Here is a 14,126-nt window from a genome sequence, read left to right on the forward strand (position 1 = left end):
GAAACTGTTTTCGCTACCAATGGCGCCAAAACGCGAATATAATCAGGTATTTCCTCGATAAAATGACTAAGTCCACCCCATCACCGTTGTCGGCCCAGCCCGCTCAGGCGGGTAATAATGCGTCGCCCTCAACGTATCGGGAGCTGGCGCTTAAGTCGCGTCGAGAAATCCATAGCCTTAAACGGCTGGTTTCGCGCTTTATCGCCACGTGCTCGGGTAAAAATAACTTGGTCGACCAAAAACTGGCCGAGTTCCGTGACGTATTGTATTCAACGCAGGATGTTAGCGCGTTGCTTCCGCGTTTAGCCGTTATTGAACGCATGGTGGGTCATCAAAACATGACACAAGCAAAAGCACAGTCACACCTCGATGAGCAATTTCACACCAGTGGTGAAACACTACAGCGAGTGACAGGTCTCCCCGCTCAATTGAAACGTGACTTGCGAGATCTATTAGCGCAACCGGCGAACGGTGATACCGAACGCACACAACACCTCATTAAGTTACTTCAGCTTTACGAACGCGCCGTGACCTTGCAAGTTGCTAGGCCCCGCACCCAACAAACACCAGACATCGACAACGATCAGATACGTCGCGTCGCTGATGAACTACAAAACCTGATTACAGAGCTCGATATCAACGGTCAAGCAGGCGATAAGTTGCTTGAAATCCGCCGTGAACTGCTGACCGATATATCACCGGCTACCGTGGTGTCTTTGACGTTGGCGGCACTCAAGCTGATTCTGGAAGCCACCCAATCTGAGCGGCGGGCTTCGCAGCAATTTCTCAGTCAAGTCAATGATGACCTCGTCTCAATAAGCCAACAAAATACCCGTGCGCATGATCATGCGACACAACTACGGCTGGCACATCAAGGTGTCGATCAGCGCCTCGACCGCACCATTAACGATATTGAACACGAACTCAAACGGAAAGGCGCGGCAAAAGCCAACCCAGAAGCCGCATTAACCCAAGCGCTTGCAGAGCTGAAAGTGATCGCGCAAGAAAACAAAGCGCTCAAAAATCGCGAACAAGCCTTGGAAGAGCAGTTGGCACACAATCAGAACCAACTTAGCGCCTTAGCAGAGCAAACCCTCGATCAACATCGTCGCGTCGGCGACCAAGAACGTAAACGCCTGTTAGACCCGCTGACCCGCGTCTACAACCGTGCCGCCCTTAACGATCGTTTGGAGCATGAGTACCGGTTATGGAAAAAGTACCAGCGTGAGTTTTGCCTTGCCGTCATTGATCTTGACCACTTTAAACAAGTGAATCAACAATTTGGCTACGAAGTCGGTGATAAAGCGTTGAAAATTATCGCGCGCAGCATCTACCAATGTCTGCGCGACACCGACTTTATTGCCCGCTTTGGTGGCGAAGAGTTTGTCATTTTACTGCCTGATGCGGATGATGAAACGCGGACCGATATTTTGGCCAATATTAGCCACACCATTCGCAAACTCCCGTTGAAGTTTAAAAACGAGCGCGTTTCAATTAGCGTCTCAATTGGTGCCACCCTCTTCCAAGGTGAGGACACCCCCACGCCGGTGCTAGAGCGTGCTGACCAAGCCCTCTATCAAGCGAAAAACAGTGGTCGCAACCAAATCATCTGGTGTTAATTTTTACTGGTCAATTGTGGCTAGCGTGTGTATTTTTAATTAACACACTGATTTTTATAGCACCGCTCGACAGCCTGGCTTGCGTTAAACAGGATGTCGGCGTGTAAGAGGTTGTCGCTATGATCACACACATTAGTCCGATTGGAACGATGGATCTGCTTTCTCAAATCGAGGTCGATCGTTTAAAAGCCAGCGCCAGCAGTGATCTGTACCGTTTATACCGCAACTGCTCATTGGCCGTTTTAAATTCAGGCAGCCATACAGACAGCTCCAAAGCACTTCTTGAAAAACACGCCAACTTTGAAATTCGCGTGTTGCGCCGAGAGCGGGGCATCAAACTCGAGCTGGTTAATCCACCGGATCATGCCTTTGTCGACGGTAAGATCATTCGCGGCATTCAAGAGCATATGTTCTCGGTACTACGCGACATTATTCACGTCAATGTGCAGCTCGAGCATAGTCCTGCCCTCAACCTCGATAGCTCACCGCATATCACTAACTTAATATTCGGTATCTTGCGTAATGCGAAAACGCTCCGTCCGCGAGTCGATCCTAATTTAGTGGTTTGCTGGGGGGGGCATTCAATCAACGACATCGAATATCAATACACGCGTGAAGTGGGTCATGAACTTGGTCTGCGTGAACTAGATATTTGTACGGGGTGTGGCCCTGGTGCGATGGAGGGGCCAATGAAAGGCGCAGCCATCGGCCATGCCAAGCAGCGCACGTATGACAGCCGCTTTATTGGCTTAACCGAGCCCTCTATTATCGCTGCTGAGCCGCCGAACCCTATGGTTAACGAGCTGGTGATCATGCCCGATATTGAAAAGCGCCTAGAGGCATTTGTCCGTATCGCGCATGGGATTGTCATTTTCCCAGGTGGCGCAGGGACAGCGGAAGAGCTGCTGTATATTCTTGGCATCATGATGCACCCTGATAACCGCTCACAGCCTTTGCCTATCGTGTTAACCGGCCCGAAAGAAAGTGAAGATTACTTTCGCGATATCGATGCCTTTATTCGTGATGTATTGGGCGAGGAAGCCACCCAATATTATGAAATCGTGATTGACGATCCAGCCAAAGCCGCACGATTAATGAAAAATGCCATGCCTGCCGTCAAAGAGCATCGCAAAGCCACCGGCGATGCCTACTCGTACAATTGGTCATTGAAAATCGAGCCGGACTTCCAACATCCCTTTGCGCCAACACACGAAAACATGGCTAACCTCAACTTGCACATGAATCAGCGCCCAGAGTTACTCGCTTCAGCGTTACGTCAGGCATTCTCGGGCATTGTGGCAGGGAATGTTAAAGACGAGGGGATGCGCAATATCGAGCAACACGGCCCATTTAAAATTGATGGGGACAAGTATTTGATGGCAAAAATGGACAAACTGTTACAAAGCTTCGTCGACCAACAACGGATGAAACTACCAGGCACCGCCTATGTGCCGTGCTATGAGATTGTTTCCTAGCCTGAAGGCGCACTGAGCCGGCGAGCTGTCGATAACCTGCATCTCGCACACTGCGTTATGCCACTAACACAGGTATAATGCGCGGCTCATGCTGCGCGTTATTACTGGTTTTTATTATGTCTAACCTCCATGTTGTCATTATCGATGCAATGAACCTCATTCGCCGTGTCCACGCGGCTCAGCCTGAAGGCGATGCGATCGACACCACGGTGAATGCCTGCCTCAAAACCCTCAATAAAATCATCAATCATAGCCAGCCGAGCCATATTATTGCTGTCTTTGATCACATGGGTAATGATCGTGGCTGGCGCGCAGAGATCTTGCCGGCATACAAACAACACCGTAAACCAATGCCTGCAGTACTCGAGCAAGGGTTAGATGCGATTCAAGATGCATTTTGGCAGCACGGCGTCGACTCGTTGCTTTCTCAAGGCGATGAAGCTGACGACATGATTGCCACCCTGGCTTTAAAAGTGGCCGAGCGCCGACAAGATGTCACAATCGTATCGACTGACAAAGGCTACTGCCAGCTATTGCAACCGACAGTCAGGATCCGCGATTACTTTCAGCAGCGCTGGTTAGATCTCGCCTTCGTCCAAGCACAATTCGGAGTTCGCCCAGAGCAGCTTTGCGATTTTTGGGGGCTCGCAGGGATCAGCAGTAGTGAGATCAGTGGCGTGCCAGGGATCGGTCCCAAAACGGCCGCCAGCTTGCTGAGCGACTATGCCACTATCGATGCAGTGTTCGCTGCTGAGGATCTGGCACCAAAGTGGCAAAAAAAACTCAACGGTCATTATGAGCTGGCTCAACGTTGCAAAAAGGTCGCGCAACTAAAAACGGATATCCCACTCGGCTTTAACCTACAAGATATCCGTTTTGAACCTGCCGCTGAGGGCCAACCCTCGTAACCGTATTCAGTGGTGATGAAATTCAGTGGTGATGAATAAGTATAAAGCCGGTATGCGGTGCTAAGATAGGCCCACACTGCACCTAGCGCTGACGTTTTACCCGCCGTAAGTGCACCGTGATTTCCTCGCGATCATGGTACAGATGCTTCGCGCGCATTTCATACGCCACCTTGTAGTCATCAAGAAATGCACCTAAGGTGTCGAGGTTCTCCGTCACCTGCTCATAGCGGCGGCTCATGGGCAATTTCAAATTAAATATTGCCTCTTTTGCCCACCCTTCAATCAGCCACTCACCCATCAATTGGGCCACACGAGAAGGCTTTTCAATCATATCGCACACCAGCCAAGTGACATTTTTTCGCGTAGGCTCAAATTTAAATCCATCTTCGGCGTGATGAAACACTTGCCCTGTATCCATGAGCTTTTCATCCATCGCCCCGTTATCCACCGCGTGGACAAACATCGAGCGCTTGACCAATTGATAGGTCCAACCTCCCGGACACGCACCTAAATCGACCGCCCACATTCCGGGCGCTAAACGCGTCTCCCATTCTTGCTTAGGAATAAAGTGATGAAACGCCTCTTCCAATTTTAAGGTGGAGCGACTCGGCGCATCAGCCGGAAACTTCATGCGTGGTAACCCCATATAATGCGGGGAGTTATTGGTTGTCAGTGAATAGCCGATCAAACAGGTGCCTGGGGCGGTAAAGCACACGTGGATCACCGGCTTTTTCGGGTTATCCTTTGCCAACATCACGCCTTGCTTACGTAGCGCCTGACGCAATGGCACGGTGAACTTACGACAGAATTTCAACAGGGCTTTCGCTTCATCATTATCTGGGGTTTCCACCCGTAAGTCGCCGCCTTTGGGTAAGCGCTCGCCCACTGCCAAAATCGGTGAGATACGATCGTCAGGGTCAAGCTCAGAAAGAGACGCGGTGATAGCGATCATTTGCCGGGCAAAAATCAGTGAGTCTAGCGGGAGATCACGAACAACACGCTCGGCATCACTCTCTTGGTAACACTCAAACAGGACATACGCACTATTATTGGCCACGCGCGGGAACCCATATACCCCCATGTCGGTGGTTTTTTGTTGGATCTCTGCGGCACAGTCTTTCTCAAACCCCGCACGACAATAAAGCAGAACCTGATTCATAACACCCTCTGGCTCGAACATATCACCACGCTGTGTGGCGGTAAAAATAAGCTGCGCATTATATCTGCCATCCAGACCAGAAAGAAATGCCCGCGAGGCTTTTATTCATGTCAGCGGACTCAGCGCTGATAAGAACGCCAGGCTCCTATGGCTAGCCCCACCCAGCCGATCAGAAAGCTCACACCTCCCATTGGGGTAATGGGCCCAAGCCAATACCAAGATGTCAGCGCCAGGAGGTATAAGCTACCACTAAACGCCACAACACCGATAAGCCAAGCCCAAGCCACAATGGCAAAACAGCGAGAAGAAACCTGGGAGGCGACACCGCAAATCCCCAATAAGGCGAGACTGTGCCACATTTGGTAGTCTACGCCCGTTTTAAAAATGGCTAACTGATAAACTGACAGCACCGCTTTTAATCCATGCGCGGCAAAAGCGCCTAGCCCCACGGCTAACCCTGCGCCGATCGCCGCTACACACACCCAATGATGTAATTTCATCCTTGCTGACCTTGTTGTTCAATAAACCGATGTAGGCTATCTACCGCCCACTGGCGATTGCCTGACTCTGTATACCCTGAGGCTTTACGAGGCTTAAAGCTATGATCGCCATCCGGGACAACAATCACTTGAACCGAGGGAGACAGCGGATAATGCATCACTTCGTCTTCACGGCCGAACGTATCGCGTGCACCTTGTATAATCAGCAGTGGACGCTCAACGGTCGCCAGATGCGCCCCTTTATACTTTTCCGGCTTCCCAGGGGGATGGAATGGAAAGCCCAAACAAATCGCCCCACTGACAGAGGCATGATCAGTCAAATGACTCGCCATACGCCCACCCATCGACTTACCGGCTAACCATAATCGGCTCCCAGCAGGGCGCAAACCATCCACGTGCTCAATCACAGACTCAAAATGGGCAAGTAATTTTGGAGCGCGATCGGGCGGGCGCTTTTTTCCCTCTTGCTCGCGCTTTTCCATATAGGGAAAATTAAATCGCACCACTTTGCAGTGTTTCCCTATCCGCGCGGCCATATCAGCCATGAACTCGTGATCCTTTCCAGCGCCCGCACCATGGGCAAAAATCACCCAGTCTGTTGCCGTTTCCGGCCCGTCAACCTCTAAACCTGTCATAAATTCATTTTCTCTTGTTCTTTCGCTGCCGTCGCCAACATCCATTCTCGGAATGCGGTAATACGTCCGGTATCAGCATCGCGTTGCTGGCTGACCAAGTAGAAGCCATTATCACTCTTTAGTACTTGCTCGAAAGGCTGAACCAAGCGCCCAGATGCTAACTCTGGTTGAGAAAGCACATTGTTTCCTAGCGCGACACCTTGCCCATGTGCCGCCGCCTGCAACACCATGGATGAGTGACTAAAAATCGGCCCATGCTCAACATTCACCTCACTAAGTTGATGGGCTTTCGCAAATGCTTTCCATTCTTTACGCGAGCGGTCATGCAATAAAACATGATGAACCAAATCATCTGGGGTTTGTAGAGGCTGCCCTGACTCCAGTAGCAGTGGCGAACACACAGGCAACAAGCATTCTTGATACAAAAGATCGCAGCGCAATCCCGTCCAGTGTCCCCGGCCATAGTAAATGGCAACATCGACATCATCGGTCAGAGACCCTTCTTCCAAATCAACCGCCTTTATCCGAACATCAATATCAGGATGCGCTGTATTAAAATCAGCTAATCGAGGTACTAGCCATTGAATCGCAAAACTGGGCGGCAAACTAATCGTCAGCGCCCCTTTAGCACTGCGTTCCAGCACTTTATCCGTCGCATAGGAAAGCTCAGAGAAAATATCTTTTATATCAAGAAAGTACCCTTGTCCTTCTTCGGTCAATAGTAACGAACGGTTACGCCGGCGGAAAAGCTTCAAACCAAGAAACTCCTCTAATGCCTTGATTTGATGACTGACTGCCGCTTGAGTCACAAACAGCTCTTCTGCCGCTCGCGTAAAGCTCAAATGTCGTGCGGCTGCTTCAAACACACGCAGCGCGTTGAGTGGGGGAAGACGCCTCGCCATATGCTGACACCTCTATGCATTAATTTTTCTAATCGTTGGCATTATAAATTGTCGATTGCTGATATACCAGCAAACTCCTATAGTGCTCCCCGCATCCACTTGTGACGTCTCTCTATTTAGACTGTTTCCGTGGTTGCGATGTTGTGTTTGCATTTGTCTAACACTGGTTAGACAGGTAGTCGTATCTACCACTTTTAACTTCCTGTATTTTGACATTGTCTGTCATTACATATTTGTTGGCACTGAGCGTCGCTCAGTGCTTTTTTTTGTCTGTAATAAGGCGTGAACCAACAACAGACTTGAGTTACATCCACGAGATAGCGATCATAGACGGGATTTTATTTCGGACGATAACTATGACCGACGGTTTTGATCCCCATTCCCTACGCGCCCAGTTTCCCGCTTTTAATACGCCAGGCTGGGTATATCTAGACAGTGCTGCTACTGCCCAAAAGCCGCAGTCAGTGATTGATGCGATCAGTCGCAGCTATACGATGCCGGTTGCAAACGTCCATCGAGGCCAGCACCAAACGTCCCTCTCCGCAACCGAACAGTTTGAGCAAGCGCGACGAGATGTAGCACATTTTATCGGTGCCAACCCACACAATATCGTCTGGACCCGGGGCGCGACAGAAGCCATTAATCTGATCGCCTATGGCCTAAGCCACTCGCTTACCCCACAAGACGAGATCCTGGTCAGCGAAATGGAGCACCATGCCAACCTGATCCCTTGGCAATTGATGGCACAACGCACGGGCGCTCAACTGGTAAAAGTTCCCTGCTGCCCTCGCACGGGGCACTTAGATATGAAGGTATATCAGCAACGCTTAACCGTACGGACACGCATTGTTGCGATCAGTCATGTCAGCAATGTCACCGGCACCCGCCATCCTATCGAGGAAATGACCCAGCTGGCGCACAAAGTTGGTGCAACCGTGATCATTGATGGCGCACAGGGGATCGTCCATGAGCCTGTCAGTATGCAAACACTGGACACAGACTATTATGTTTTTTCTGGCCATAAACTTTATGGTCCCACAGGAATTGGCGTCTTGTATGGAAAATCAGAAGCGCTGAGCGCGCTCTCGCCTTTCCACGGGGGTGGGAAGATGATCACAGACGTGTCGTTTGACCATCATAGTCTCGCCCCCATTCCCGCCCGTTTTGAAGCAGGCACGCCTAACACCGCCGGCGCAATTGGCCTTGCCGCTGCTATTCATTGGCTCCAACAACAAGACAGCCAAGCAGTGGAGGCACACATAGCAAGCTGTTACCAACAACTTATAGAAGCTTTACGCACGAGGCCGCGCATTCATTTAATCGCGCCACAGGCGACCAGTTCTATGGTCTCTTTTGTCGTGCGTGACGAGCATCATGCCGATGTAGCTGAATTGTTGGCCCAGCAAGGTATTGCTGTTCGCTCTGGCCATCATTGTGCCCACCCTTTTATTAAGGCGCTTGGGGTCGATGGCACCATCAGGGTCTCTCTGGCGGCCTACAATACACACCAGGATATCGCACAGTTTATTACAGCATTAGATAAGACCCTGGATCTACTCGACATTTAATCATAAGGCAGGATAGACAATGGCGTTACCCCATCACCCTTTTGGCACCGAGCTTAACCAAGCGACGGTCACCGAGATGCTCGCGCAACACACCAGCTGGGAAGATAAATACCGACAATTGATTTTGTGGGGAAAACGGCTACCAACCTTTACTGATGCACAAAAAAAAACAGCAAGCCAAGTACACGGCTGTGAGAGCGCGGTTTGGTTTCTCCATCAGGCAGAGGGGGACACCCATTACTTTGCCGCCGACTCCAACGCCAGAATTGTTAAAGGCTTATTAGCGATCGTGCTTGCCTGTGTTCACGGTCAACACGGTAATGCCATTCATACCCTCGATATAGACCGCATTTTCCAGCAAGCGGGACTGGCGCACCATTTAAGTGAGTCACGCACCAATGGCTTGCACGCTATCATTGAATACATTCATCAGGTCACTCGTTAGTTTTTTATCCACGTGGTGGCGTGTCGCCACCGCTCTCCACTCAACGCACAAATAGTGATCATTTTCTGACCAACCTGTCCACTTAAAAAGGCAATCTTCAACATAAAGCCACCAACCTCACCACTAATGCAATCCATTTCATGGACTTAGTCAAGCAGTGGGCAACTCGATTTAAAATCAACAAAAACAAACATAAAACAAACATTACTTTAACAGTTGATTGCAGTGTTTCCTCATTATTATGACCAAGATCTCGAATGTAGAACATGGGGTTTTTATACTTTGCGTATTTGTCTAGATTCGTTAGCTTAGAAGCAGGCAGTCATAAAAGGGTCACACCAATCCGTTAGGCTGCCTAACAATATCGGCAGAATGATAAGTTGATTTTTGGCACAACTATTGCTTCTGTGAGAAAAAGATGACTGTAATTCTGGTTTGAAGTGGTTCCAGATGCGGCTTCAGGCATCTCGTTTAGTTTGCTTGTTGTAGTGAATGGAGTCATAAATGAAAAAACTGGCATTAGTAACCGGCGCGAAAGGCGGGATAGGATCAGCAATTACCGAGAAATTGGTGGAAGATGGATACCGCGTCATCGCGACCCACTTTACAGGGGGAGCGGAGTGCGCCCAAGAGTGGTTTGACGAAAAGAAATTTAACCACGACCAAGTTCGTTTGTTTGAGCTTGATGTCACCGATACCGAACAATGCGCCTCACGGATTGCTAAGCTACTCGAGGAAGAAGGCACGGTGGATGTACTGGTAAACAATGCTGGTATTACCCGCGACAGTGTGTTCAAGAAAATGAATGCCTCACAATGGCATGATGTCATTAATACCAACCTCAACAGCCTCTTTAACGTCACTCAGCCCTTGTTCGCCGCCATGTGCGAAAAAGGAGGAGGACGCATCATCAACATCTCATCCGTCAATGGCCAAAAAGGCCAATTTGGCCAAGCCAACTATGCCGCCGCCAAAGCCGGCATGATGGGCTTCAGTAAGTCACTCGCGGCAGAAGGGGCACGGGCCGGTGTCACTGTCAACGTCGTGGCGCCAGGCTATACCGCGACACCAATGGTTACCGCCATGCGCGACGATGTGTTGGAGTCAATCACCAACCAGATCCCGATGAAGCGCTTGGCCAAGCCAGAAGAAATTGCGGCATCGGTGGCTTACCTTGCCAGCGACGCAGGCGCTTACATTACGGGTGAGACGCTGTCGGTAAACGGCGGCCTCTACATGCAATAAATCAAGGATAGATTGATGGAACGGATTTTTATTGTGGCGGCAAAACGCACCGCCATCGGTGCCTTCTCAGGCACGCTCAAAGACGTCCCAACGGGGCAACTGGCCGCTTACGCCATTAAAGGCGCGCTAAGTGAAACATCACTTGCCCCAACCGCGATTGATGAAGTCATCGTGGGTAACGTGGTCAGCGCAGGACAAGGGATGGGGATCGGTCGTCAAGCTGCGATTTACGCGGATATCCCGACCCATGTCCCTGCGTATTCAATCAATATGGTCTGTGGTAGCGGCATGAAAAGTATCATGGATGCTGTCACCCACATCCGAGCCGGCGATGCACAGGTTGTCGTCGCGGCTGGGGTTGAAAACATGTCACAAATCCCATTTGCGGCAGCGGGCAACCTACGCACTGGGCAAAAAATGGGCAACTTCGCCATGAAAGACTTGCTCATTAATGACGGGCTTACCGATGTGTACAACCAATATCACATGGGAGTCACCGCCGAAAACGTTGCCAAAGAAGTCTGGATTACCCGTGAGCAACAAGATAGCTTTGCGCTTAGCAGCCAACAAAAAGCCGTTTCAGCCATTGAAGCGGGTCGGTTTAAAGATGAAATCATCCCGATTGAGATTAAGCAGCGCAAGCAAACCATTACTTTTGATACCGATGAGTACCCAAAAGCAGACGCCACGCTAGAGGGCCTCAGCAAGTTGCGCCCAGCATTTGATAAAGAAGGCTCAGTAACGGCCGGTAACGCCTCGGGTATCAATGATGGCGCGAGTGCGGTGATCCTCGCGTCTGAGTCCGCAGTCAAAGAACACGGGCTGACACCACTCGCAGAAGTTGCCGCCTACGCTCAGCACGGTGTCGATCCGAGCATCATGGGCTTAGGCCCAGTGGGGGCTGTCAATACGGCATTGGAGAAAGCCAACCTGACTCTCGACAGCATTGATTTATTTGAGCTTAATGAAGCATTTGCAGCACAAGCACTGGGAGTCATACACCAATTGGCGGAGCACCACAAAACAACACCTGATGCGATATTGGCGCGTGCCAATGTCAACGGCGGTGCCATTGCACTCGGTCATCCGCTCGGGGCATCAGGTAACCGCATTGTGGTGACCTTGCTACACGAGCTCGCGCGAAGAGGCGAAACCCACGGGGTGGCTTCTTTGTGTATTGGCGGCGGCATGGGTACAGCTTTAATTGTTAAGCGTACACAAGCATAAACGGACACTTGCGACCTTGGGTTAGAAACCCATACACAACACTATCAGGAGATACACCATGTACACAGATATGTTTAAAGCGTTTTCTGAGCAATCTGAAAAAGCCCTGGCTCCCTATGTTAATTTCAACAAGTTGGTAGCCAAAAATGTTGAGACGCTGACTGAGCTACAAATGAATGCTATGCGCACCTATAGCGAGCTCGGTCTAGAGCAAATGAAAGCAGCCAGCGAAGTGAAAGATGTCTCAAGTATGACGTCATTCAGCAGCCAACAGCTGGCCGCTTTGACCAAGCTGTCTCAGCAAATGATGGATGACAGCGCCAAGCTGCAAAACATCGCCAAAGAGTTTAAAGAAGATATCGACAAACTCACGGCTGAGAATATGAAAGCCGGCACCCCAGCATAAAGGCAGGGTTTTTGCACTAGTGCCTGCTGTCATTGACGGCAGGCCTTTGTAGTGCTTATCCGATCAAGAGGGCAAGACTATGTTTCATCACTTCTTTTCGGACTACCTTGCCAGGCTGCAAGAACAAAACCAGCAATGGTGGCAGGATCTTGAGCAGGGCAAGGCAGCCGTAAATACACCGTTCAATCAAGCCATGCAGGAAGTCAGCCTGCAAGACACTGCTCAGTTGCTGGAAGGCGCGGCTCAACAACCCGCTGCACTTCTACAAGTGCAAATGCAGTGGTGGGAACAACAGATGCAAATCTGGCAGAACGCCATGCTCGCGCGTGATAACACGGGAGAGGTAGTGAGCGAAGGCAGCGACGATAAACGTTTTAAGGATAAGGCTTGGCAGGAAGATGTCCTTTACAACTTTATCAAACAGTCCTATCTGCTGTTTGGGCGTACCTATATGGAAACCATCGATGCCATTGAAGGCCTTGATGATAAAACCCGTGAACGTCTCTCATTTTTCTCACGCCAAGCGATTAACGCCATGGCCCCGAGTAATTATATTGCGACTAACCCTGAACTGCTCAAAATGACACTGGAGTCTCAGGGCGAAAATCTACTGCGCGGCATGGAACAGCTTAAGCAGGATATGGAGTCTAGTGCGGATATTCTTAAAGTGCGCATGACCAATAATAACGCGTTTCGCGTGGGTGATGATGTCGCCAACACACCTGGCGACGTGGTGTATAAAAATGAGTTATTCGAACTCATTCAGTATCGTCCGATGACGGAAAAAGTGCATACCACCCCCATCTTGGTCGTGCCTCCGTTCATCAACAAATACTATATTCTTGACTTACGAGAGAAAAACTCACTGGTTCGTTGGTTGGTTGAACAAGGGCATACGGTATTCTTGATGTCCTGGCGTAACCCCTCTGCCGAACAAGCCGAAATTGGTTTCGAAGACTACGTGACCCAAGGCACCGTCAAGGCGGTCAGTGCCATCGAAGACATTACCGGCCAATCGCAGATTAACGGTGTGGGTTACTGTATCGGTGGTACCGTTCTGGCCTGTACTATCGCCTACTATGCCGCGAAGCGCATGAAAGCACGGATTAAATCGGCGAGTTTCTTCACCACCTTACTCGACTTCTCGCAGCCAGGGGAAATTGGTGCCTACATCAATGACAGCTTGATTCGAGCCATTGAAGCGCAAAACACGGCGCGTGGTTATATGGATGGCCGTTCACTCAGCGTCACCTTCAGCCTACTTCGTGAAAACAGCTTGTACTGGAACTACTATATTGAGAATTACCTCAAAGGTAACAGTCCTGTCGACTTTGATTTGCTGTATTGGAACAGTGACAGCACCAATGTCGCCGCGAAGACACATAACTTTATCCTGCGCGATTTGTACCTTGAAAACAAACTGGTGCAGGACAAGGGGGTGAAAGTTGGAGGTGTCTGGATTGATCTCAATAAGATCAAAGTGCCCAGCTATTTCATTTCAACCAAAGAAGATCACATCGCACTTTGGCAAGGCACCTATCGTGGTGCACTGAATGTTGGCGGGAATAAAACCTTTGTACTGGGCGAGTCAGGGCATATTGCCGGTATCGTGAACCACCCCGTGAAGAAAAAATACGGTTTTTGGACCAACGATAGCTTGCCTGATAGTGCCGATGAGTGGCTCGATAATGCGTCACATCACACTGGCTCTTGGTGGACCCACTGGGAAAAATGGTTACGTAGCTACAGTCCAGAAGAACAAGTGGAGCCATACTCAATAGGCTCTGAGACCTATCCTGTGCTTGATACGGCGCCCGGCGAATATGTTCGCCACGTTCTGCCGATTGAAGCGGAGGCTCAGCAAGCTCAGGCAACGCCAACCCCTGAAGAAGAACAGGCCTGATCAAACGTCACAGCCTGCGTCTCAACATTGAGAGTAGTGGTGCACACTCGGTGGTAAACGCTGAGGTGCACCTTTTTTTATATGATTGAACTACACTCAAAGCCATGGAAGCAAAACGGTGTAGCGTCAATATG

Annotated in this window: 13 protein-coding genes; 9 read left to right on the forward strand and 4 right to left on the reverse strand. The window is 50.1% G+C overall.

Annotated elements, in window-relative coordinates; genetic code table 11:
- Positions 1–62 precede the first annotated feature (62 nt).
- From BZG23_RS13910 to xni, 3 genes are all read left to right on the forward strand, one after another.
- Positions 63–1,619 (forward strand): GGDEF domain-containing protein, encoded by a 1,557-nt coding sequence (locus BZG23_RS13910; protein WP_052708027.1) that lies wholly within the window; start codon positions 63–65, stop codon positions 1,617–1,619.
- A 119-nt stretch (positions 1,620–1,738) separates the two neighbouring features.
- Entirely contained in the window at positions 1,739–3,094 is a 1,356-nt protein-coding gene (ppnN, locus tag BZG23_RS13915) for a nucleotide 5'-monophosphate nucleosidase PpnN (protein ID WP_077607288.1), read from the forward strand.
- 116 nt (positions 3,095–3,210) lie between these two features.
- On the forward strand, positions 3,211–4,002 hold the full coding sequence (gene xni, locus BZG23_RS13920; RefSeq protein ID WP_108743745.1) for a flap endonuclease Xni: 792 nt from the start codon (positions 3,211–3,213) through the stop codon (positions 4,000–4,002).
- 82 nt (positions 4,003–4,084) lie between these two features.
- Here the strand turns inward: xni and rlmM are convergent, their stop codons facing one another.
- From rlmM to BZG23_RS13940, 4 genes are all read right to left on the reverse strand, one after another.
- Positions 4,085–5,161 carry a 23S rRNA (cytidine(2498)-2'-O)-methyltransferase RlmM gene (gene rlmM / locus BZG23_RS13925; RefSeq protein ID WP_077607304.1) on the reverse strand — a complete coding sequence of 359 codons (1,077 nt, stop codon included), beginning with the start codon at positions 5,159–5,161 and terminating at the stop codon, positions 4,085–4,087.
- 119 nt (positions 5,162–5,280) lie between these two features.
- The gene (locus tag BZG23_RS13930; RefSeq protein ID WP_077607290.1) at positions 5,281–5,661 is read right to left on the reverse strand and encodes a DUF423 domain-containing protein; all 381 of its coding nucleotides are present in this window, start codon (positions 5,659–5,661) and stop codon (positions 5,281–5,283) included.
- Positions 5,658–6,296: an alpha/beta family hydrolase gene (locus BZG23_RS13935; protein WP_077607291.1), complete on the reverse strand. Its 639-nt coding sequence runs from the start codon at positions 6,294–6,296 to the stop codon at positions 5,658–5,660. The genes BZG23_RS13930 and BZG23_RS13935 overlap by 4 nt, the downstream gene beginning before the upstream one ends.
- Positions 6,293–7,198 carry a transcriptional regulator GcvA gene (locus BZG23_RS13940; RefSeq protein ID WP_046074158.1) on the reverse strand — a complete coding sequence of 302 codons (906 nt, stop codon included), beginning with the start codon at positions 7,196–7,198 and terminating at the stop codon, positions 6,293–6,295. Before BZG23_RS13940 ends, BZG23_RS13935 begins: the two co-directional genes overlap by 4 nt.
- A 356-nt stretch (positions 7,199–7,554) precedes the next feature.
- On the opposite strand from BZG23_RS13940, the gene BZG23_RS13945 reads away from it, so the two are divergent.
- From BZG23_RS13945 to phaC, 6 genes are all read left to right on the forward strand, one after another.
- Positions 7,555–8,766 carry an aminotransferase class V-fold PLP-dependent enzyme gene (locus BZG23_RS13945; RefSeq protein WP_077607292.1) on the forward strand — a complete coding sequence of 404 codons (1,212 nt, stop codon included), beginning with the start codon at positions 7,555–7,557 and terminating at the stop codon, positions 8,764–8,766.
- 19 nt (positions 8,767–8,785) lie between these two features.
- Positions 8,786–9,211 carry a cysteine desulfurase sulfur acceptor subunit CsdE gene (gene csdE, locus BZG23_RS13950; protein ID WP_077607293.1) on the forward strand — a complete coding sequence of 142 codons (426 nt, stop codon included), beginning with the start codon at positions 8,786–8,788 and terminating at the stop codon, positions 9,209–9,211.
- A gap of 504 nt (positions 9,212–9,715) precedes the next feature.
- Positions 9,716–10,456 (forward strand): SDR family oxidoreductase, encoded by a 741-nt coding sequence (locus BZG23_RS13955; RefSeq protein ID WP_046074155.1) that lies wholly within the window; start codon positions 9,716–9,718, stop codon positions 10,454–10,456.
- A 15-nt stretch (positions 10,457–10,471) separates the two neighbouring features.
- Positions 10,472–11,683, forward strand: a complete 1,212-nt coding sequence (locus tag BZG23_RS13960; RefSeq protein ID WP_077607294.1) for an acetyl-CoA C-acetyltransferase — start codon at positions 10,472–10,474, stop codon at positions 11,681–11,683.
- 58 nt (positions 11,684–11,741) lie between these two features.
- Complete coding sequence (locus BZG23_RS13965; RefSeq protein ID WP_046074153.1) at positions 11,742–12,089, forward strand: phasin family protein; 348 nt, start codon at positions 11,742–11,744, stop codon at positions 12,087–12,089.
- A gap of 79 nt (positions 12,090–12,168) precedes the next feature.
- Positions 12,169–13,992: a class I poly(R)-hydroxyalkanoic acid synthase gene (gene phaC / locus BZG23_RS13970; RefSeq protein WP_046074152.1), complete on the forward strand. Its 1,824-nt coding sequence runs from the start codon at positions 12,169–12,171 to the stop codon at positions 13,990–13,992.
- The last annotated feature ends 134 nt before the right edge of the window (positions 13,993–14,126 follow it).

Source organism: Salinivibrio sp. ML290 (assembly GCF_001995695.1).
Lineage (GTDB): Bacteria > Pseudomonadota > Gammaproteobacteria > Enterobacterales > Vibrionaceae > Salinivibrio > Salinivibrio siamensis.